Origin of the sequence: Streptomyces tauricus (genome assembly GCF_014650955.1) — a bacterium.
In the GTDB taxonomy this organism is placed as follows: Bacteria; Actinomycetota; Actinomycetes; order Streptomycetales; family Streptomycetaceae; genus Streptomyces; species Streptomyces tauricus.
On record NZ_BMVY01000021.1, the window covers coordinates 83686 to 103706 of the forward strand.

The following is a 20021-nucleotide window of genomic DNA, read 5'->3' on the forward strand; positions in this document are numbered from 1 at the left end:
GGCCGGCCGGGCCCGGCGTGAGCTTCCGGAAACCCCCGCGCAACACGAAACGTGACGGAAACACACCTGTACGCGACCGGAAACGCGTAACGGTGACCCTCTGACGAGCCCCCACCCGTTGGAGACCCCGTGACTCTGGCCGCCCCGCCCGCCACGTCCACCGCGGCGTCCGCCGCCGCGTCCCTCGACACCGGTGACACCGCCTGGCTGCTCGCCGCCACCGCGCTCGTCCTGCTCATGACTCCGGGCCTCGCCCTGTTCTACGGCGGCATGGTCCGCACGAAGAGCGTCCTGAACATGCTGATGATGAGTTTCGTGTCGATCGCCCTGGTCACGGTCGTGTGGCTGGCCGTCGGCTACTCCCTCGTGTTCGGCGACGACCACGCCGACGCGGGAGTCGGCGGGCTCATCGGCGGCCTGGAGCACGCGGGCATGGCGGGCCTGGGCCCGGACAGCGTGCACGGCACGGTCCCGACCCTCCTCTTCGCCACTTTCCAGCTGACCTTCGCGATCATCACGGCGGCCCTGATCAGCGGCGCGGTCGCGGACCGCGCGAAGTTCGGGGCGTGGCTGGTCTTCGTCCCGCTGTGGGCGCTGCTCGTATACGTTCCGGTCGCGCACTGGGTGTGGGGTCCGGGCGGCTGGATCCTGGCGGACCTGGGTGCCCTGGACTTCGCGGGCGGACTGCCCGTGGAGATCACCTCGGGGGCGTCAGGGCTGGCGTTGTGCCTGGTCCTGGGCCCGCGGCTGGGGTTCAAGAAGGACGCGATGCGCCCCCACAACCTGCCGATGGTGATGCTGGGCGCCGGCCTGCTGTGGTTCGGCTGGTTCGGCTTCAACGCCGGTTCGGCGCTCGGCGCGAACGGTCTCGCGGCCGCCGCCTTCCTCAACACCCTGGCCGCCGGCTGCACGGGTCTGCTCGGCTGGCTCTTCGTGGAGCAGCGGCGCGACGGCCATCCCACCACCCTGGGCTCGGCGTCCGGCGCGGTCGCGGGCCTGGTCGCCATCACCCCGTCCTGCGGTGCGGTCTCGCTGCTCGGCGCGCTGGTCATCGGCCTCGCCGCAGGTGTCGTCTGCTCGTACGCCGTGGCCTGGAAGTTCCGCTTCGACTACGACGACTCGCTGGACGTCGTCGGCGTGCACCTGGTCGGCGGTGTGATCGGCACCCTGCTCATCGGGGTCTTCGCCACGCAGAGCATGACCGGCGGAGTCGAGGGCCTGCTGTACGGCGGCGGGTTCGGGCAGCTCGGCCGGCAGCTGGTGGCGATCGTGGCCGTCGGCGCGTACGCCTTCGCCGTCACGTACGGCGTCGCCAAGCTGATCGACAGGGTCGTCGGACTGCGGGCCGACGAGGAGCACGAGCAGACCGGCCTCGACCTTACGGTGCACGCCGAGACCGCTTACGATCACGGAGTCCTGGGCCAAGGCGCCCCGGTCTCCTCCTCCGTCCTCTCCGCCACGCAGAAGGCCAGGCCCCAGGCATGAAGCTCATCACCGCGATCATCAAGCCGCACCGCCTCGACGAGGTCAAGACCGCCCTTCAGGAGATCGGCGTGCACGGGCTGACGGTCACGGAGGCCAGCGGGTACGGGCGTCAGCGCGGCCACACCGAGGTGTACCGGGGTGCCGAGTACCGCGTCGACCTCGTACCGAAGGTCCGTATCGAGGTCGTCGTCGGGGACGCGGACGCCGAGCCCGTCATCGAGGCGATCGTGAACGCCGCGCGGACGGGGAAGATCGGCGACGGAAAGGTCTGGGCGGTACCGGTGGAGACGGTGGTGCGGGTCCGGACGGACGAGCGCGGCCCCGACGCCCTCTGACCCGCCCGGCACGGGCCCGTGCCGGGCGGTACCCGTGGGGGGATGACGCGTTCAGCTCGCGGCGCTCGCCCCGGCGGTCACTCGAACACGAACGGACCGGGCGACTGCGGCCCGTTCGCCGTGCACGTGATGGTGATCCCGAAGACCACCATCTGCAGGGAGCCGCCGAAGGCCTCCAGGCTGTCGCCGGCCGCGACCGTGCCGGTCAGCGGGCCGACCGTGACGCCCTCACCGGCGGCGATCGCGGGGTTCTCGGTGCCCGTGAAGACGGTCGTGCCACCGCCCGCCTTCACCAGGCTGAGAGTGGAGGCGATCGAGTCCTCGGCGAGCGCGAGCGGGGCGGTGATCGACGAGGTGACGGTGATGGTGGCGCCGGTGCCGTCCTGGGTGGCCGTGAGGGTGGCCGCGCCGCCGCCGTAGACACCGCAGTCGGCTTCGATGGTGGCGCTCTGCGGGACGACGGCCGCGGCGCCCGGGGCGAGCGCGAGGGATGCGGCGAGGGTGCTGGCGGCCAGCGCCGCACCGATTCCTAATCGCTTACAGATCATCGGATTCCCTTCCCTTGTACGGGAATTGCCATGTGGGGATGGCCGACGGGCGCCTCACCGACCGCTCGGATCTGACGGCCCGTCGGAGAACTGGCGTCTATTGAGACGCGAGGGGCCAACGATTGCAAGAGAAGCGGTGGTGATTCTTCCGGTAGGCGGGTTCTCCCCCACCGGCCGAGGACTTGAGGGCTCCGCCCCCACACCCCCGTTGCGCCGTTCCCCGCGCCCCCAGAAGACAAAAGACCGCGCCGTTCCCCGCGCCCCTTAACGGCAACAGATTGCGCCGTTCACCGCGCCCCTGTGGGGTGGGAGGGTGCCTGCGCAGGGCACCGTGCGGCACGGCGCTGGGAAGCTGGGGCGTGGCCCCGCTTTTCAGGGGCGCGGGGAACTGCGCGGCCCGCACCCACCGGGCCGCACCCGTGGACGAGCCCCGCCGACCGCAGTCAGCCCGCGGTCGCGGCGGACCGCACCACCCCGTCCGCCCCCGCGAGGAACACCCGCGTGGCCGCCCCGCCGAGGTCCCGCACCGCCGCCAGGTCCTCGTCCGGCAAGGACTCCCCCTCGCTCACCACCGCCGCCGCCTCAAGCGCCGTCGCCCCGGAGGCCACGGCCATCGCCACCGCGGTGCGCAGCGCGCTGAGCCGCAGCGAGGGCAGTGCGACGGTGCCCGCCACATACGTACGGCCGTTGTCGTCGCGTACGGCCGCCCCCTCGGGCACGCCGTTGCGGGCGCGGGCCGCACGGGCCAGGGTGACGATCTTGCGGTCCTCGGGATCGAGCGCGGTGCTGTCGGTCATGGCATGAGCATACGTACGGCCGCTCAGGGCCGGTCGAGCCGCAGCCGCTCCGCCCGCGGCAGCCCCGCCACCACCAGGTCGTACGAGTCCTCGACCAGCTCCCGGACGAGCCGGTCCGACAGCCCGCCGTCCACCGTCACCGTGTTCCAGTGCCGCTTGTTCATGTGCCAGCCCGGGACGATCAGCCCCTCGTACTCGCCGCGCAGCCGCACCGCGTCCTCGGGGTCGCACTTCAGGTTGACCGTCAGCGGGCTGCCCTCCAGGGAGCTGAGCGCGAACATCTTCCCCAGCACCTTGAAGACGGAGGTCTCCGGATTGAAGGGGAACTCCTCCACGGCGGCGTTGAAGGACAGGCAGAGCGCGCGCAGCTCCTTGGGGGTCACTCCGGCTTCTCCTCCGGGGTGTCGGAATCGGCGTCGGCCGGGACGACGGGCTCGACCAGCACCGTGACGATCTTGTTCCGGCGCCCGGCCGAGGCCTCCGCCGTCAGCAGCAGCTCGCGGCCGTCCGGCAGTTCCACCACGGAGGAGGCGCCGGCGATGGGCACGCGGCCGAGCGCCTTCGCGAGCAGTCCGCCGACCGTCTCGACGTCCTCGTCGTCGTACGCCTCGAAGCCGTACAGCTCGCCGAGGTCGCCGATGTCGAGCCGGGCGGTCACCCGGTAGCGGTCGTCGCCGAGGTCCTGCACGGGCGGCAGCTCACGGTCGTACTCGTCGGTGATCTCGCCGACGATCTCCTCGAGGATGTCCTCGATGGTGACGATGCCGGCCGTGCCGCCGTACTCGTCGATGACGACGGCGACGTGGTTGCGGTCCTGCTGCATCTCGCGCAGCAGGTCACCGGCGTTCTTCGTGTCCGGGACGAACGCGGCGGGCCGCATCGCCGTGGACACCAGCTCGCTTTCCGCGTCTCGGCTGATGTGCGTCTTGCGGGCCAGGTCCTTCAGGTACACGATCCCGACGATGTCGTCCTCGCTCTCCCCGGTGACGGGCACGCGCGAGAAACCGGACCGCAGGGCGAGGGTGAGCGCCTGCCGGATGGTCTTGTACCGCTCGATGACCACCAGGTCGGTGCGCGGGACCATGACCTCCCGGACCAGGGTGTCGCCCAGTTCGAAGACGGAGTGCACCATGCGGCGCTCCTCGTCCTCGATGAGCGACTCCTTCTCCGCGAGGTCGACCATCGCGCGCAGCTCGGCCTCGGAGGCGAAGGGCCCGCGGCGGAAGCCCTTGCCGGGCGTGAGCGCGTTGCCGATGAGGATGAGCAGCGGCGGGATCGGCCCCATGATCCTGGCCAGCGGCACCAGCACGTACGCGGACGCCGTAGCCGTGTTCAGGGGGTGCTGGCGGCCGATGGTGCGCGGTGAGACCCCGACGGCGACGTACGAGACGAGGACCATCACGCCGATCGCGATGGCCAGCGACTCCCAGGTCTCGTCGAACTCCTTCAGACAGGCGTAGGTGACGAGGGCGGCAGCGGCCATCTCGCAGGCCACGCGCACCAGCAGCGCCACGTTCAGATAGCGGGTCGGGTCGGCGGCGACCTGGGCGAGCTTGGCGCTGCCGCGGCGGCCGGACCGTACCGCTTCCTCGGCGCGGAAGCTGGAGACGCGGGCGAGGCCGGCCTCCGCGCAGGCGGCGAGCCAGGCGACCACGACCAGGGCGACGGCGCCCAGGACCAGTTGCGGGCTCATGAGACGGTCGGGGCCGGGGAGGGGCCTTCGAGGCCCTTCTCCGCGCGCCAGCCGTCCACGATGGCGGCCTGCAGACCGAACATCTCGGCCTTCTCGTCGGGCTCCTCGTGGTCGTACCCGAGCAGGTGCAGCACTCCGTGGACGGTGAGGAGCTGGAGCTCCTCGTCCATGGAGTGCTGCGTCTCGGCGTCCTTGCCCTGCTGCTCGGCGACCTCCGGGCACAGCACGATGTCACCGAGCAGCCCCTGCGGCGGCTCCTCGTCGTCCTTCGTGGGCGGCCGCAGCTCGTCCATCGGGAACGACATGACGTCCGTGGGGCCCGGCAGGTCCATCCACTGGATGTGCAGCTGCTCCATGGCGTCGGTGTCCACGACGATCACCGAGAGCTCGGAGAGCGGGTGGATACGCATCCGCGCGAGGGCGTAGCGGGCGATGTCGAGGATCGCCTGCTCGTCGACCTCGGTTCCGGACTCGTTGTTGACGTCGATCGACATGGTCGCGCTGGTCTACTTCCGTTTGGTACGGGCGCCCTTGTGGGTGCCGTTCTCCGTGCCGTTCTGGCTGTCGTACTTCTCGTACGCGTCGACGATACGGCCGACCAGCTTGTGCCGGACGACGTCCTGGGTCGTGAGCCGCGAGAAGTGGACGTCGTCGAGGCCCTCCAGGATGTCCTGGACCTGACGCAGCCCGGACTTGGTGCCGCTCGGCAGGTCGACCTGCGTCACATCCCCGGTGACCACGATCTTCGAATCGAAACCGAGCCGGGTGAGGAACATCTTCATCTGCTCGGCGCTGGTGTTCTGCGCCTCGTCGAGAATGATGAAGGCGTCATTCAGCGTACGGCCGCGCATATAAGCCAGCGGCGCGACCTCGATCGTGCCCGCCGCCATCAGGCGCGGGATCGAGTCCGGGTCGAGCATGTCGTGCAGCGCGTCGTACAGCGGGCGCAGGTAGGGGTCGATCTTGTCGTAGAGCGTGCCGGGCAGGAAGCCGAGCCGCTCTCCCGCCTCCACCGCCGGGCGGGTCAGGATGATGCGGCTGACCTGCTTGGCCTGCAGTGCCTGCACGGCCTTGGCCATGGCGAGGTAGGTCTTGCCCGTACCGGCGGGGCCGATGCCGAAGACGATGGTGTGCTTGTCTATGGCGTCGACGTACCGCTTCTGGTTGAGCGTCTTGGGGCGGATGGTGCGCCCGCGCGAGGACAGGATGTTCTGGGTGAGGACCTCGGCCGGGGTCTCCGGACCGTCGCCCTCCCCGTTCTCAGTCGCCCGCAGCATGGCGATCGAGCGTTCCACCGCGTCCTCCGTCATCGGCTGTCCGGTGCGGAGCACCAGCATCATCTCGTCGAACAGTCGCTGGACGAGGGCCACTTCACGGGCGTCGCCGATGGCGCTGATCTCATTGCCCCGGACGTGGATGTCGGCCGCCGGGAAGGCCTTCTCGATCACGCGCAGGAGGACGTCCCCTGATCCCAGCACGGTCACCATCGGGTGCGCCGCGGGGACGGTGAACTGGGCTCGTGACTGCCCCTGCGCGGGGGTGTGAGCTGTGGGTGTCTGCGTCATGGGCCGGCTCTGTAGGCCTGCTCATCCTCCTCGGTGAGGCACGCTTGCCGGTACGGCAGCCTTGTGTCTCCAAGAGTACGTCGGGGCACCGACAACACCGTAGGACTTTTCCGCCGCACCTGTGGCGCGCGGCGCGGGCGCGGGTACGGCCCCCGTGCCCCGTACCCCTCCCCCACCCTCTCCCGCGTGCGGGCTCACGCGGATCTGCGGAAGCCGATCGTCGGTACGGCCCGTCTCAGGGGCCACGCCCGCGCGCTCTCCGGAAGCAGCGGTTCCAGGAAGGCGTACCGGCCCAGCGCCGCGGGGTCCTGATGGGTGTAGGACTGCACGCGGCGCCACCAGGCGGCGATCTCGGACCAGCCGGGGGCGGACAGCGATCCCCCGAACTCCTGCACCGACAGGGCCGCGGTGAGGCCCGCGAAGGCGAGGCGGTCGGCGAGCGGCCAGCCGGCCAGCGTGCCCGTCACGAACCCCGCGACGAAGACGTCGCCGGCGCCGGTCGGGTCCATCGCCTCGACCTCGATGGCCGGAACCTCCGCCGTCTCACCGGTCCTGCGGTCGACGGCGTACGCGCCCTCGGCACCCAGCGTGACGACGGCGAGCGGTACGTGCTCGGTGAGCGCGTGCGCGGCGGCGCGGGGACACGAGGCGCCCGTGTACCGCATGGCCTCCTCGGCGTTCGGCAGGAACGCCTCGCAGTGCCGCAGGTCGGGGAGACCGGCGAGGTCCCAGCGGCCGGTGTCGTCCCAGCCGACGTCGGCGAAGATCCGGGTGCCCCGCTCCGCCGCCCCGGCGATCCAGTGCGCGCTCGTGCCCGGCGTCAGCGAGGCGACGGCCGCCCGCGCGCGGGGCGAGCAGTCGGGCGCGGGCTCCTCCGGGGGCGGCTCGTGGCCGTGGCTGACCATGGTCCGCTCGCCCTCGTACGCCATCGAGACGGTCACCGGGGAGTGCCAGCCGGGCGCGGTGCGGGAGGCGGAGAGGTCGATGTGCTCGCCCTGCTCCAGGGCGTCCCAGCAGTACTCCCCGTAGTGGTCGTCCCCGAAGGCCGCCGCGAGGGAGGTCTTCAGGCCCAGCCTGGCCAGCGCGGTCGCCATGTTCGCGACGCCGCCGGGGCTGGAGCCCATGCCGCGGGCCCAGGACTCGGTCCCGCGGACCGGGGCGGAGTCGAGTCCGGTGAAGATGATGTCGAGGAAGACGGTGCCGGTGAGGTAGACGTCCCAGGGCGGGTCGTCGGAGCGGCGCAGTTCGGCGAGGGGGTCGAACTGGGCCTGTCGGTACGGTCCCTTCCCGTTGGACGCGGTCACGGTGCGCTCCCTGAGTGGTGCGGATTCAGGCCAGTGTGCACCAAACGCTCTTCCGTGCGGGGAGCGTCACGCCGGGCCCTCGCGCCCCCGGCGGCCCCGCCTTCATGTCGCGGCCGAGTCGAAATCGCACTCTGTTACCCGGGCCGTCACACCCCAAACAACAAGTGCTCCAGATCACACCCCCCGCCTTATCGAATGCGCCCTTCCGCTTGATACAAATTGCCCGCGCGTTCCTGTCCGTCGACGGCCGCACCAACTCCCCCCGCTTGGCCCCCCTTTCCGTCCGCATGCCCAGGGAACGCCCGTGTCCGCCCGCACCACCGCTCCGTCCTGGCCCCTCGTCGCCCTTTTCACGGCGGGCTATCTGGCCCCGTACCTGCTGCCCACCACGGTCGGCAGACTCGACGCGGCCCTCCCCCTCTCCGCCACACAGGCCGGCGCCGTCGGCAGCCTGCTGCTCCTCAGCTCGGCCGCGGCGGGCTTCGCCCTCGCCTCCCGTATCCACCGGCTGGGCGCCCGGCGCCTGGCCCGCGCGGGTCTGCTGCTCGCCGTGGCCGGCTACGGCACGGCCGCGCTGTCGGCCAGCGTGCCCGTCGTCATCGCCGGCGCGCTGGTCGGCGGGCTCGGCTCCGGCACGGCCACCACGGTCGCCGCGGCCGGCACGGCCGCCCGGCGGGACCCCCACCGCACCACGACCCTCGGTCTGCTGAGCGTCTCCGCGCTCGCGGCGGCCGTCTATCTGACGGTCCCCCACCTGGGCCCGGGCCACGGCCTCCCCCTGGCGGCGGTGGCGCTCACGGCGGCCCTCGTCTGGCCCGCGACCGCCCATCTGCCCGCGGGCTCCGGTGAGGTCCCGGCGACCGCCCACCGCCCCGGTTCGACGCCCCCGCTCCCGCACCGCCGGGCCGGCCTGGTGCTCGCCACTTCCATGCTCTGCTGGTCCCTGGCCCAGAACTCCCTCTGGGGCGTCAGCAGCCACATCGGGACCCGGCAGGCGGGCCTCGGTGAGGCGACGGTCGGGGTGGTCTTCGCGGCGGCGCTCGGCGCGGGCCTGCTCGGCGTGCTGTGCGCGGGCGCTCTCGGACCCCGGATCGGCCGGGCACTGCCCGTCGGAGCGGGCACCGCCCTGATCGCGGTCTGCATCGTGGTCAGCGCGGGCGCGGACGGCCTGACGAGCTTCGCCGTGGGCGAGATCGCCTGGAACGCCCTCTACCCGGTGGTCCTCTCCTACCTGATCAGCCTGGCCGCGTCGCTCGACCCGCACGGCCGCTGGGCCGTCCTGGCGGGCTCGGCGTCCTCCCTCGGCACGGCGTGCGGCCCCCTGACGGGCAGCCTGCTCTCGGCCGCGGCGGGCTATCCCGCGATGGGCTGGGTCCTCGCGACGGCCCTGGTCCTGCTGTCCGTGCCACTGGCCGGGGTGGCCCTGCGGACCACGGGCGGCCCAGTCCTCCGGGGCCCGGAACCCGTCCTGCGCGGCGGCGCTGTCCCGCACCCGGACGTCGCCGTCCCGCACGCAAGCGCCGTGGAACAGCCCGTGGTGGAGATCACCGTGGACCACTCCTGGCCGCGGCAGCGGGAGTTCGACACGGCGGGCCCCCAGCACTCGGGCCCGTCACCGGCGCCGCCCGCGTCCTGAACCGGGCACCGGCGAACCCGCCCTACCGGAACTCGTACGCCTCCACCTCGGCGATGTACCGGGCCCGCCGCTCCTCGTCGTGTTCGAGGAACGACGCGACGAACGAGTTGCGGGCCAGTTCGCGCAGCCGCTCAGGGGAGAGCCCGAGGGCCTCGCGCACCGCCCGGAAGTTGTCCCCGGCGTACCCGCCGAAGTACGCGGGGTCGTCGGAGTTGACGGTGCACAGCAGTCCCGCGTCGAGCATCTTGGGCAGCGGGTGCTCCGCCAGTACGTCGACGGCCCTCAGCCGCACATTGGACAGGGGGCACAGCGTCAGCGGCACCCGGTCCCGCACCAGCCGGTCCACCAGCTCCGGGTCCTCCATGCAGCGCAGCCCGTGGTCGATCCGCTCGGCCCCGAGCACGTCGAGCGCCTCGGTGATGTACGCGGGCGGCCCCTCCTCGCCCGCGTGCGCGACCCGGCGCAGGCCGAGGGCCGCGGCGGCCCCGTACACCTCCGCGAACTTGGCTGGCGGGTGCCCGACCTCGGCGGAGTCGAGTCCGACGCCGATGATCGGGCCGCGCGGCGCCAGGTACGGCTTCGCGGCCTCCAAAGTCTCCATCGCGGATCCGGCGGACTCGTCCCGCAGGAAACACATGATCAGCTGGGTGGAGACGCCGTGCACGGCCTCGCTGCGGTCGAGCGCCCGCCCGAGCCCCGCCACCACGGTGCCCATGCCGACGCCCCGCGCGAGGTGCGCCTGCGGGTCGAAGAAGATCTCCGCGTGCCGCACCCCCTGCGCTGCGGCGCGCGCGAGATACGCGTCGGCGAGGTCCGCGAAGTCGTCCTCGGTCCGCAGCACGGCCATGAGCCCGTAGTACAGGTTCAGGAACGACTGCAGATCGGCGAACTCGTACGCCTTACGAAGCTCCTCCGTATCCGCGTACGGCAGCGTGACGCCGTTGCGGGCGGCCAGTGCGAAGGCCAGCTCGGGCTCCAGCGTGCCTTCGATGTGCAGGTGCAGTTCAGCTTTGGGGAGGGGCATCGAAGCATGGTACGGGTGTTTCACCGACGCTTCGGAACCGGCACCCTCAGCAGATCGTGCGCCACGGTCAGCTCCCCCTCGAACCCGGCGGCCCGTGCCTGCCGTTCGAACTCCGCCGGATCCGGGTACCGCTGGCTGAAGTGCGTGAGCACCAGATGCCGTACGCCCGCGTCCCGCGCCACGGCCGCCGCCTGCCCCGCGGTCAGGTGCCCGTGATCGACGGCGAGCCGTTCGTCCTCGTCCAGGAACGTCGACTCGATGACGAGCATGTCGCAGCCCTCGGCGAGCGCGTACACCCCGTCGCACAGCCGGGTGTCCATGACGAACGCGAACCGCTGCCCGCGCCGCTCCTCGCTGACGTCGTCGAGCAGGACGTCACCGAGCGAGCCCTCCCGCTGGATCCGCCCCACGTCCGGCCCCTTGATCCCGTGCGCGGCGAGCCGGTCGCCCAGCATCCGCCGCCCGTCGGGCTCGACGAGCCGGTACCCGTACGACTCGACGGGATGGGAGAGCTTCCGGGCCTCCAGCGTGTACGCCGCCGAGGTGGCGAGCGCTCCGTCCGAGTCCACCGGGGCCTCGGTGAGCGCGACCGTCTCGCGGTAGGCGGTCGCGTACCGCAACCGGTCGAAGAACTTCTGCCCGGAGCGCGGATAGTGCGCGCTGATCCCGTGCGGCACCCGGTCGAGGTTGATCCGCTGGATCACCCCGGCCAGGCCCAGCGAGTGGTCGCCGTGGAAGTGCGTGACGCAGATCCGGTGCAGGTCGTGCGCGGCGACCCCGGCACGCAGCATCTGCCGCTGCGTGCCCTCGCCGGGATCGAAGAGGATGCCCTCGCCGTCCCAGCGCAGCAGGTAGCCGTTGTGGTTGCGGTGCCGGGTGGGAACCTGGCTGGCGGTCCCGAGGACCACCAATTCACGTACGGACACGGCTCGTTATCCGGGCGGCCACTGGAGACCGCGGCCGCCCAGCACATGGGCGTGCGCGTGGAAGACGGTCTGGCCGGCCCCGCTCCCGGTGTTGAAGACGAGGCGGTAGCTGTCGAGCTTCTCCTCGGCGGCGACCTCACCGGCCTCGCGCACGACGTCGGCGAGGATCGCCGGTTCGGCGGCGGCGAGGGAGGCGGCGTCCGGGTGGTGGACCTTGGGAATCACCAGGACGTGGGTGGGTGCCTGCGGGTTTATGTCCCGGAAGGCCAGAGTCGTCCCGGTCTCACGAACGACGGTCGCCGGAATCTTTCCCCCGACGATCTTGCAGAACAAGCAATCGTCCTGCGTTTCCCCTGCCATGACACGCCCTCCTCAACTGGATGATCGATGCCCGCATGCTACCGAGCACCCGCGCCCCTCCAGGGGCGCGGGGAACGGCGCAGTCTTTCGCCTTTCGCCTTGTAGGGGCGCGGGGAACGGCGCGACCAGCCCTCATGCCCCCGGCAGAACGGGCGCGGCCTTCGCGGGCCGCTCCTCCAACCCGGCCAGCGCGATGCGAATCGCCTCGTCGAGCTGTACGTCACGGCCCGCGGCGTGATCCTGAGGCGCCTGGACCACCTCCACATCAGGATCGACCCCGTGGTTCTCCACCCCCCACTCGTATCCTTCGAGCCAGAACGCGTACTTGGGCTGAGTGACGAGCGTCCCGTCGACCAGCCGGTACCGGCTGTCGATCCCGACGACACCGCCCCACGTACGCGTACCGACCACGGGCCCGATCCCCAGCGCCTTGATCGCCGCGTTCACGATGTCCCCGTCGGACCCGGAGAACTCGTTGGCGACGGCCACGACAGGCCCCCGAGGAGCGTCCTCCGGATAGCTCGTCGGCCGCATCCCCCGCGCGAGGTCCCATCCCACGATCCGCCGCGCGAGCTTCTCGATCACCAACTGGGAGGTGTGCCCGCCACGGTTCTCGCGGACGTCCACGACCAGTCCCTCCCGCGCCACCTCGATCCGCAGATCGCGGTGGATCTGCGCCCAGCCGGGCGCCTGCATGTCGGGCACGTGCAGATACCCCAGCCGTCCGCCGGACTTCTCGTGCACATAGGCCCGCCGGTCGGCGACCCACGCGTGGTAGCGCAGCGGCTCCTCGTCGGACATCGGTACGACGACCGCGTGCCGCGGATCGCCGCCGCCCGCCGGGGAGACGGTCAGCTCGACGGGTTTGCCGGCCGTGCCGACGAGCAGCGGCCAGGGTCCCGCGACCGGGTCGACGGGCTGCCCGGAGACGGCCACGATCGCGTCGCCCGCGCGCACGGCGACCCCGGGCGCGGCGAGCGGCGACTGCGCGTCGGGGTCGGAGGTCTCCGACGGCAGGATGCGGTCGATACGCCACAGCGGCGCCCCCTGCGGGCCGTCCTCGTGGCGGGAGATGTCCGCGCCGAGCAGCCCCTGCCGCTCCCCGTGCCCGAATCCGCCGCGCGGCATGACGTACGCGTGCGAGGTGCCGAGTTCGCCCTGCACCTCCCAGAGGAGGTCGACCAGGTCGTCGTGGGTGCAGACCCGTCCGAGGACGGGCCGGTAGCGGTCCAGTACGCCGTCCCAGTCGACGCCGCCCAGGTCGGGCCGCCAGAAGTTGTCCCGCATGAGGCGGCCGGTCTCGTCGTACATCTGCCGCCACTCGGCGGCCGGGTCGACGTTCTGGCGGATGCGCGACAGGTCGACGGTGATGTTGGTGTCGCTCTCGTCGTCGTTCGAGGCGCGCCGGTCGCTCGGTACGACCTTGAGCTTCCCGTCGGTCCAGAGCAGGATCCGTTTGCCGTCGCCGGTGACCATGAAGCTGTCGGCGTCCGAGGCGAGATGCTCGATGCGCTGCTGGGCGAGGTCGTACCGCTCCAGGTCGGTCTTCGGGTCCGGGTCGTCCGGGGTGGCGCGGGAGGCGCCGAGCACACCCCGTACGGGGTGCCGCAGCCAGAGCAGCCCGTCCTTGGCGGCCCGCAGTCCGGTGTAGCGGGCGGCCTCCACCGGGAACGGCACGATGCGGTCGCCGAGGCCTTCGAGGTCGATGCGGGTGGCCGGGGAGCCCTCGCTGTCGGGGGTCTCGTCCTTGTCGGGCGCCTCGAAGGGCCGGCCGTGCCGCTGGGGCCCGAAGGGCGAGGGGGTGGTGGCGGCGAGGGTGATGAGATGCGGCCGCGAACCGCCGACGAAGGCGAGGTCGAAGACGTGCTCGTCGTAGACGGGGTCGAAGGAGCGGGCCGACAGGAAGGCCAGATGCTTGCCGTCGAGGGTGAACGCGGGCGCGTAGTCGCGGAATCGCAGCGGTGTCGCCTCCGTCACCGACAGGTCGGCGGTGTTGGCGAGCTTGAGCTGGCGCAGCGGGCGGGGGCCGGGGTGTGACCAGGCCAGCCAGGCGGAGTCGGGTGAGAAGACGAGTCCGGTGACCTCGCCGTCCTCGCTGCGGTCGACCTCGCGGACCTCGCCGGTCTCGCGCTCGACGAGCAGCACGCGTCCGTCGTGCGAGGCGACGGCGGCCCGGCTGCCGTCGGGGGCCATGGCGAGTCCGAGGACGCGGCCGAGCTGTCCGGCGGCGAGCCTGCGCGGGGTCGCGCCGGGTGCCACGCCGGTCGCCGGGGCGAACTCCAGCGCGTCGTCGCCCTCCGCGTCGGTCGCCCACACCACGTGCTCCTCGCCGTCGGCGCGGAAGGTGCGGGGCAGCCTGGCCCGTACGCCCTGTTCGGCGGCGAGTACGCGGGCGGGTCCGGAGCGGTGGGTGACCCAGTGGACGGCTCCGCGCACGGCGACCGCGCTGCCGCGTCCGGTGTGGTCGGGGGCTCCGGCGCCGAACCAGCGGGAGGCGTTCACGGGATGCGGTTGCAGGTCGACGCGCTGTCCGCCGAGCCGGATGTCGAGCCGGCGCGGCTCGGTCCCGTCGAGGTCGTCGAGGATCCACAGCTCACCGGCGGACGCGTACACGACGCGGGTGCCGTCGGTGGAGGCGTGCCGCGCGTAGAAGCCCTCGATGCCGGTGTGGCGCCGCAGGTCCGACCCGTCGGCGAGGGAGGAGTACACGGCCCCCACGCCTTCGTGGTCGGAGAGGAAGACGACCCGCTCGCCGACCCACGACGGGTACTCCAGGTTCCCGTCGAGCTCGGCGTGCAGCCGTACGAACTCCCCCTCGCCCTCCCGGTCGATCCACAACTTGCCCGCCGTGCCGCCCCGGTAGCGCTTCCACCAGGCGGCCTCACGCCCCATGGGCGCGGACAGCAGGACGGTGCCGGGCCCGTACGCGACATCGCCGACGGGCCCGTACGGGAGGGTGGTCGCGGGCCCGCCGTCGAGCGGGACGGCCCTGGCCCAGCTGCGGCGCAGGCTCGGCTGCCCCTGCGTGCTGAGCGCGAGCACCTCCCCCTCGGGGGTCCAGCCGCGCACCTGGGTCTTCCAACTGCCCCAGTACGTCAGGCGTTTGGCGGGGCCTCCGTCGACTGAGGCGGTATGCACCTCGGGGGCGCCGTCACGGGTCGAGGTCCAGGCGACCGTCGTCCCGTCCGGGGAGATCCGTGGGTGGTTCACGGGCACGTTGTCGGCACTGACCCGCCAGGCGCGGCCGCCGTCGAGCGGCGCCACCCAGACGTCGTCCTCGGCGGTGAAGGCGATCAACTCACCGTGCAGGTGCGGATACCGGAGATACGCGGAGGTCGCGGCGGATGCGGCGGATGCGGATGCGGCGGATGCAGGCTGTGTCACCCGATCACCCTATGCAGCCGTCCCAGCCGCGACCAGAGCTTTCGATCACTTCACCGGGCGGGCCGCTTCGTCGCATTGATCACTTTCCGATCACTTTCCAGAGATGCAGGAGCAACTCGGGTTCGGATACACGGTCTGCGTCCGGGTGACGGTGACGGTCGCTCCCGGCTGGTCGGGCGGCCGGGTCGTCGGGTTGTTCACGGGCGGCGTCGGCGTGCTCGCCTGGCAGTTGCCGAGGACGTTCAGCCGGAACACCTCGTTGCCACCCACCGTGGCGGTGAGATCGCCGCGTACGCAGGTGCCGTTGACCTCCTGGGTCACCTGGCCCTTGATGCTGATGTCCTGGCCGTCGCCGGTCTCGCCCACGCAGTCGACGGACGCCACGTTGCGCACGGTCGCGGAGGGTGTGGACGCGCTCTTCTCGCCGTACGAGGCGGTGCAGGTGAGCCACTGCACGTCGACGCCCCGCTCCTCCAGCTCACTCGTGCCCTTCTGGTCGGTGGTGATCGCGACGGCCGCGGTGCTCAGGCCGTCGCCCGGTTCACACGCGACCAGCGCGAACGTGGCCGCGACGGCGGCCAGGCCGATCGCCGGGCCTCGGTGCCGGATACGCCTCATTGCCCCCATGCACGGCAGCGTGCCACTGCTCGCCCGCGCGCGGTAGACCCCATGCGGCCACGCTCCCCCTCCCTCGGGGGCTCCGCCCCCGAACCCCCGCTGCGCAGTTCCCCGCGCCCCCAAGTACCTGGGGGCGCGGGGAACTGCGCAGTCCTGTACGCCCGCTCCCGCCGGACCCGCGCTACGACCAGCGCCCCGTGCGCCCCAGCAGCAGCGCCCCCGCCGCAGTCCCCGCCGTGGACGTACGCAACACACTCCGCCCCAGTCGGCAGACCGCCGCCCCGGCCTCCGTGAACATCGCCAACTCCTCCGGCGAGACGCCCCCTTCGGGCCCCACGACCAGCACGATCTCCCCCTCGGAGGGGAGTTCGACCGTCGCGAGCGGCAACCCCGGGTACACCCGGTCCTCATGCAGCACCGCCGCGAACTCCGCTTTGGCGAGAAACGCGGCAACCTGCTTCGTCGTCATCGCGTCCGCGACCTCCGCGAACCGCACCCGCCGCGACTGCTTGCCCGCCTCGCGGGCGGTGGCCCGCCACTTCGCCAGCGCCTTCAGCCCGCGCTCGCCCTTCCACTGCGTGATGCAACGGGACGCCGCCCAGGGGACGATCGCGTCGACACCGGTCTCCGACATGGTCTCGACGGCGAGTTCACCCCGGTCGCCCTTGGGCAGCGCCTGCACGACGGTGATCCGGGGCCGCGGGACGGGCTCCTCGCGCACCTCGTGGATCCCGGTCACGACGAGCCGGTCCTTGCCCTCGGCCGTCTTCACGACGCCCTCGGCCCAGCGGCCGAGCCCGTCGGTGAGGACCACGTCCTCACCGGCCCGCAGCCGCTTCACGGACACGGCGTGCCGCCCCTCGGGCCCGTCGAGCACGAACTCGGGCCCCCCGGGCACCTCGTCCACCACGAACACCGGCGCGGTCATCGCCCGACGCCCCCGCCCTGCTCGGCCGACAACGCTGTCCTGGCGGCGGCGAGTTCGGCCGCGAGCACCTCCACCAGCTGCCCGGCGGGCAGTTCGCGGGCGAGCCGGTGCCCCTGCCCCGCCCAGAGCGCCATGCCCTGCGCGTCCCCCGCCTTGGCCGCCGCCTTGCGCAGCCCGGAGGTGAGGTGGTGGACCTCGGGATAGGCGGCGGGCGCGTACGGCCCGTGCTCGCGCATGAACCGGTTCATCAGCCCGCGCGCGGGCCGGCCGGAGAACGCCCGCGTCAGCTGCGTACGGACGAAGAGGGGGTTGGTCAGCGCCTGCTTGTGCAGGGCGTTGGCGCCGGACTCGGGGGTCGCGAGGAAGGCCGTGCCCAGCTGGGCGGCGCTCGCGCCGGCGGCCAGCGCCGCGGCGATCTGGCTGCCGCGCATGATGCCGCCGGCCGCGATGATCGGGATCTGCACGGTCTCGCGGACCAGTGCGACGAGCGACAGCAGTCCGATGCCGGAGCCGTCCGCCTCGGGGTTGTCGCGGTGGGTGCCCTGGTGGCCGCCGGCCTCGACGCCCTGCACGATCACCGCGTCGGCGCCCGCCCACTGCACGGCCTGCGCCTCCTCGGCGGTGGTCGCGGTGACGAGGGTGACCGTGCCGGCCCGGCTCAGGGAGTCCAGGACGTCACGCGAGGGGCAGCCGAAGTGGAAGGAGACGACCGGCACCGGGTTGTCGAGGAGGACGGCGAGCTTGGCGTCGTAGCCGTCGTCGCGTCCGCTGTCGGGGTCGCCCAGTTCGGTCTCGTACCAGGAGGACTCACCGGCGAGCTGATGGGCGTACACCTCGACGGCCGACCGGTCGGCGTACTCGGGCTGCGGCATGAAGAGGTTCACGCCGAACGGCCTGCTGGTGGCCCCGCGCAGCTGCTTGATGTCCTGGTACATGCCGTCGGCCGTCTTGTAGCCGGCGGCGAGAAAACCGAGCCCCCCGGCCTCGGACACGGCCGCGGCGAGCTGCGGCACGGAGACGCCGCCCGCCATGGGGGCCTGCACGATCGGGAGGGGGAAAAGATCGGTCAGCGCGGAGGACATGACGGCATGTTGTCACGTCCTCCGTACAAGTCCGAATCCGGCCTTCCGCCGGGCATAAGCCACAGGAATCATCCTGCGGCACGCCCGGCGGTCACCAGCGGTTCACCCGTTACGTACGGCCGTTGAAGGCATCCTTCAGCCGGGAGAACAAGCCCTGCTGACCGGGCTGGAACTGCCCCGTGGGCCGCTCCTCGCCCCGCATCTGGGCCAGCTCCCGAAGGACCCGCTCCATCTCGGGGTCGAGCTTGGTGGGCGTCATGACCTCGACGTGCACGATGAGGTCGCCGCGCCCGCCGCCCCGCAGATGCGTGATGCCGCGCCCGTGCTTGGGGATCGACTGCCCGGACTGCGTTCCGGGGCGGATGTCGACCTCTTCGAGGCCGTCGAGCGTCTCCAGCGGGACCTTGGTGCCGAGCGCCGCCGCGGTCATCGGGATGGTGACCGTGCAGTGCAGGTCGTCGCCGCGCCGCTGGAACATGTTGTGCGGCAGCTCGTGGATCTCCACGTACAGGTCGCCGGCGGGGCCGCCACCGGGGCCGACCTCGCCCTCGCCCGCGAGCTGGATCCGGGTGCCGTTGTCGACACCGGCGGGGATCTTCACGGTCAGGGTCCGGCGCGAGCGCACCCGTCCGTCGCCCGCGCACTCGGGGCACGGCGTCGGGACGACCGTCCCGAAGCCCTGGCACTGCGGACACGGCCGGGACGTCATGACCTGGCCGAGGAAGGACCGCGTGACCTGGGACACCTCGCCGCGACCGCGGCACATGTCACAGGTCTGCGCGGACGTGCCGGGGGCCGCGCCCTCACCGCTGCAGGTGGTGCAGACGACGGCCGTGTCGACCTGGATGTCCTTCGTCGTACCGAAGGCCGCCTCGTCGAGCTCTATCTCCAGCCGGATCATCGCGTCCTGGCCGCGCCGCGTGCGCGACCGGGGGCCACGCTGCGACGCCGTCCCGAAGAACGCGTCCATGATGTCCGAGAAGTTACCGAAGCCACCGGCGCCGAAGCCGCCCGCGCCCCCGCCGCCCGCCTGGGACAGCGGGTCACCGCCGAGGTCGTAGACCTGCTTCTTCTGCGGGTCCGACAACACCTCGTACGCGGCGTTGATCTCCTTGAAGCGCTCTTGCGTCTTCGGATCGGGATTGACGTCCGGGTGCAGCTCGCGGGCGAGCCGCCGGAATGCCTTCTTGATCTCGTCCTGGGACGCGTCGCGGCGCACGCCGAGTACGGCGTAGTAGTCCGTGGCCACTTACGACTCCGCCAGGATCTGTCCTACGTACCGTGCCACCGCTCGTACCGCTCCCATCGTTCCGGGGTAATCCATGCGCGTCGGTCCGACCACGCCGAGTTTGGCGACTGCTTCGCCGCCCGAACCGTAGCCGACCGAGACCACAGAAGTGGAGTTGAGTCCCTCATGGGCGTTCTCGTGACCGATCCGTACGGCCATGCCCGAATCGTTGACCTCACCGAGGAGTTTGAGGAGCACGACCTGCTCCTCCAACGCTTCCAGCACCGGACGGATGGTGAGGGGAAAATCATGTCCGAAGCGCGTCAGATTGGCGGTGCCGCCGATCATCAGCCGCTCCTCGGTCTCCTCGACCAGAGTCTCCAGGAGGGTGGAGAGCACGGTCGCGACCGTCCCCCGGTCCTCCGACTCGAAGGCGTCGGGGAGATCCTGCACCAGTTGCGGGACATCCGCGAAACGGCGGCCCGTGATCCGGCTGTTGAGCCGCGCGCGCAGATCCGCCAGGGACGACTCCCCGAAGGGCGCCGGGCAGTCCACCATGCGCTGCTCGACCCGCCCGGTGTCCGTGATCAGTACGAGCATGACGCGGGCCGGGGCCAGCGACAGCAGCTCCACATGACGCACGGTCGAGCGGGTCAGTGAGGGGTACTGGACGACGGCCACCTGCCGGGTGAGCTGTGCGAGGAGCCGCACGGTCCGCCCCACGACGTCGTCGAGGTCGACGGCGCCGTCCAGGAAGTGGTGGATCGCCCGCCGCTCGGGCGCGGTCATCGGCTTGACACCCGCGAGCTTGTCGACGAACAGGCGGTAGCCCTTGTCCGTGGGGATGCGCCCGGCACTGGTGTGCGGCTGCGCGATGTACCCCTCGTCCTCCAGGACCGCCATGTCGTTGCGGACGGTCGCCGGGGAGACACCCAGCCGATGGCGCTCCGTGAGCGCCTTCGAGCCGACCGGCTCCTCGGTCCCCACGTAGTCCTGGACGATGGCGCGCAGCACTTCGAGCCTGCGTTCACTGAGCATCGCGCACACCTCCCGTGGTCTTCCGCGCGGTCATCGGTCGTCATCAGTCGTCTTCGGTGGCCTCGCCTGG

At 71.9% G+C, this 20021-nt stretch carries 19 protein-coding genes; 3 read left to right on the forward strand and 16 right to left on the reverse strand.

Annotation, left to right across the window (positions count from 1 at the left end; all coding sequences use genetic code 11):
- Positions 1-129: 129 nt before the first annotated feature.
- Positions 130-1485, forward strand: coding sequence for an ammonium transporter (locus tag IE278_RS27175; protein ID WP_189775902.1), 1356 nt, complete (start codon positions 130-132; stop codon positions 1483-1485).
- Positions 1482-1820: a P-II family nitrogen regulator gene (locus IE278_RS27180; protein ID WP_189775903.1), complete on the forward strand. Its 339-nt coding sequence runs from the start codon at positions 1482-1484 to the stop codon at positions 1818-1820. The genes IE278_RS27175 and IE278_RS27180 overlap by 4 nt, the downstream gene beginning before the upstream one ends.
- Before the next feature lie 77 nt (positions 1821-1897).
- Here IE278_RS27180 and IE278_RS27185 read toward each other — a convergent pair whose 3' ends face one another.
- The 7 genes from IE278_RS27185 to IE278_RS27215 all read right to left on the reverse strand — a co-directional run bounded on the left by IE278_RS27185 (position 1898) and on the right by IE278_RS27215 (position 7727).
- Positions 1898-2368, reverse strand: a complete 471-nt coding sequence (locus IE278_RS27185; RefSeq protein ID WP_189775904.1) for a hypothetical protein — start codon at positions 2366-2368, stop codon at positions 1898-1900.
- Between the two features lie 443 nt (positions 2369-2811).
- A complete protein-coding gene (locus tag IE278_RS27190; RefSeq protein ID WP_189775905.1) occupies positions 2812-3165 on the reverse strand; it encodes a cytidine deaminase-like protein in 354 nt (117 codons plus the stop codon).
- 23 nt (positions 3166-3188) lie between these two features.
- The gene (locus tag IE278_RS27195) at positions 3189-3548 is read right to left on the reverse strand and encodes an MmcQ/YjbR family DNA-binding protein (protein ID WP_189775906.1); all 360 of its coding nucleotides are present in this window, start codon (positions 3546-3548) and stop codon (positions 3189-3191) included.
- Positions 3545-4858 (reverse strand): hemolysin family protein, encoded by a 1314-nt coding sequence (locus IE278_RS27200; protein ID WP_189775907.1) that lies wholly within the window; start codon positions 4856-4858, stop codon positions 3545-3547. The genes IE278_RS27195 and IE278_RS27200 overlap by 4 nt, the downstream gene beginning before the upstream one ends.
- Positions 4855-5352 (reverse strand): rRNA maturation RNase YbeY, encoded by a 498-nt coding sequence (ybeY, locus tag IE278_RS27205; protein ID WP_189775908.1) that lies wholly within the window; start codon positions 5350-5352, stop codon positions 4855-4857. The genes IE278_RS27200 and ybeY overlap by 4 nt, the downstream gene beginning before the upstream one ends.
- A 12-nt stretch (positions 5353-5364) precedes the next feature.
- Positions 5365-6423, reverse strand: coding sequence for a PhoH family protein (locus tag IE278_RS27210; RefSeq protein ID WP_189775909.1), 1059 nt, complete (start codon positions 6421-6423; stop codon positions 5365-5367).
- A 194-nt stretch (positions 6424-6617) separates the two neighbouring features.
- Entirely contained in the window at positions 6618-7727 is a 1110-nt protein-coding gene (locus IE278_RS27215; protein ID WP_189775910.1) for a carbohydrate kinase family protein, read from the reverse strand.
- Between the two features lie 304 nt (positions 7728-8031).
- Here IE278_RS27215 and IE278_RS27220 point away from each other — a divergent pair, with 304 nt between their 5' ends.
- Entirely contained in the window at positions 8032-9363 is a 1332-nt protein-coding gene (locus IE278_RS27220; RefSeq protein WP_189775911.1) for an MFS transporter, read from the forward strand.
- Positions 9364-9385: 22 nt separating this feature from the next.
- On the opposite strand, the gene IE278_RS27225 is transcribed toward IE278_RS27220, so the two are convergent.
- The 9 genes from IE278_RS27225 to hrcA all read right to left on the reverse strand — a co-directional run bounded on the left by IE278_RS27225 (position 9386) and on the right by hrcA (position 19951).
- Complete coding sequence (locus IE278_RS27225; protein ID WP_189775912.1) at positions 9386-10387, reverse strand: adenosine deaminase; 1002 nt, start codon at positions 10385-10387, stop codon at positions 9386-9388.
- 20 nt (positions 10388-10407) lie between these two features.
- Positions 10408-11313, reverse strand: a complete 906-nt coding sequence (locus IE278_RS27230) for a ribonuclease Z (protein WP_189775913.1) — start codon at positions 11311-11313, stop codon at positions 10408-10410.
- A gap of 6 nt (positions 11314-11319) precedes the next feature.
- Complete coding sequence (locus tag IE278_RS27235; RefSeq protein WP_189775914.1) at positions 11320-11673, reverse strand: histidine triad nucleotide-binding protein; 354 nt, start codon at positions 11671-11673, stop codon at positions 11320-11322.
- Between the two features lie 132 nt (positions 11674-11805).
- Positions 11806-15057, reverse strand: coding sequence for a S41 family peptidase (locus IE278_RS27240; RefSeq protein ID WP_189775915.1), 3252 nt, complete (start codon positions 15055-15057; stop codon positions 11806-11808).
- Between the two features lie 90 nt (positions 15058-15147).
- A complete protein-coding gene (locus tag IE278_RS27245) occupies positions 15148-15684 on the reverse strand; it encodes a hypothetical protein (RefSeq protein ID WP_308434947.1) in 537 nt (178 codons plus the stop codon).
- Between the two features lie 172 nt (positions 15685-15856).
- Positions 15857-16603: a 16S rRNA (uracil(1498)-N(3))-methyltransferase gene (locus tag IE278_RS27250; protein ID WP_189775916.1), complete on the reverse strand. Its 747-nt coding sequence runs from the start codon at positions 16601-16603 to the stop codon at positions 15857-15859.
- A complete protein-coding gene (locus IE278_RS27255; protein WP_189775917.1) occupies positions 16600-17685 on the reverse strand; it encodes a nitronate monooxygenase in 1086 nt (361 codons plus the stop codon). The genes IE278_RS27250 and IE278_RS27255 overlap by 4 nt, the downstream gene beginning before the upstream one ends.
- Positions 17686-17794: 109 nt before the next feature.
- Positions 17795-18934, reverse strand: coding sequence for a molecular chaperone DnaJ (gene dnaJ, locus IE278_RS27260; protein ID WP_107016318.1), 1140 nt, complete (start codon positions 18932-18934; stop codon positions 17795-17797).
- A complete protein-coding gene (gene hrcA, locus IE278_RS27265) occupies positions 18935-19951 on the reverse strand; it encodes a heat-inducible transcriptional repressor HrcA (RefSeq protein ID WP_189775918.1) in 1017 nt (338 codons plus the stop codon).
- Between the last annotated feature and the right edge of the window lie 70 nt (positions 19952-20021).

Bases quoted from the DNA above. Each gene is read 5' to 3' on its own strand.
- IE278_RS27180 (WP_189775903.1), top strand. From the start codon at position 1,482: ATGAAGCTCATCACCGCGATCATCAAGCCGCACCGCCTCGACGAGGTC.
- IE278_RS27185 (WP_189775904.1), bottom strand. From the start codon at position 2,368: ATGATCTGTAAGCGATTAGGAATCGGTGCGGCGCTGGCCGCCAGCACC.
- IE278_RS27190 (WP_189775905.1), bottom strand. From the start codon at position 3,165: ATGACCGACAGCACCGCGCTCGATCCCGAGGACCGCAAGATCGTCACC.
- IE278_RS27200 (WP_189775907.1), bottom strand. From the start codon at position 4,858: ATGAGCCCGCAACTGGTCCTGGGCGCCGTCGCCCTGGTCGTGGTCGCC.
- ybeY (WP_189775908.1), bottom strand. From the start codon at position 5,352: ATGTCGATCGACGTCAACAACGAGTCCGGAACCGAGGTCGACGAGCAG.
- IE278_RS27210 (WP_189775909.1), bottom strand. From the start codon at position 6,423: ATGACGCAGACACCCACAGCTCACACCCCCGCGCAGGGGCAGTCACGA.
- IE278_RS27225 (WP_189775912.1), bottom strand. From the start codon at position 10,387: ATGCCCCTCCCCAAAGCTGAACTGCACCTGCACATCGAAGGCACGCTG.
- IE278_RS27235 (WP_189775914.1), bottom strand. From the start codon at position 11,673: ATGGCAGGGGAAACGCAGGACGATTGCTTGTTCTGCAAGATCGTCGGG.
- IE278_RS27245 (WP_308434947.1), bottom strand. From the start codon at position 15,684: ATGGGGGCAATGAGGCGTATCCGGCACCGAGGCCCGGCGATCGGCCTG.
- IE278_RS27250 (WP_189775916.1), bottom strand. From the start codon at position 16,603: ATGACCGCGCCGGTGTTCGTGGTGGACGAGGTGCCCGGGGGGCCCGAG.
- IE278_RS27255 (WP_189775917.1), bottom strand. From the start codon at position 17,685: ATGTCCTCCGCGCTGACCGATCTTTTCCCCCTCCCGATCGTGCAGGCC.
- hrcA (WP_189775918.1), bottom strand. From the start codon at position 19,951: ATGCTCAGTGAACGCAGGCTCGAAGTGCTGCGCGCCATCGTCCAGGAC.